Genomic DNA, 229 nt, shown 5'->3' with positions numbered 1-229 from the left:
GGCTTGCCCAGCTTGGCGATGTTGCGGCGGTACTCGAACAGCTCCGCACGCTCGGCATTGCCCAGCGCGTCATCGCGCTTGATCTCAAGACCGGCGTAGTCGCGCCACTTGTCCGGGTAGCCCATGCCCACGGTCAGGCCATCCACCTTGGCCTTGGCACGCGCCTTGGTCTGCGGCGACATCCACTCCAGCGCATCGATGCGCTTGGCGAACGCAGCGATGATGTTCT

The 229-nt window shown here is 64.6% G+C and carries 1 pseudogene; it reads right to left on the bottom strand.

What is annotated here, in order from left to right:
* A pseudogene (locus tag AAE045_RS23575) lies at positions 1-229 on the bottom strand (peptidase M13); the annotation flags it as partial.

Source organism: Dryocola clanedunensis, from assembly GCF_038405435.1.
GTDB classification, from domain to species: Bacteria; Pseudomonadota; Gammaproteobacteria; order Enterobacterales; family Enterobacteriaceae; genus Dryocola; species Dryocola clanedunensis_A.
Note: the sequence above shows the minus strand (reverse complement) of the source record. Positions and strands in the feature narration are given on the sequence as shown.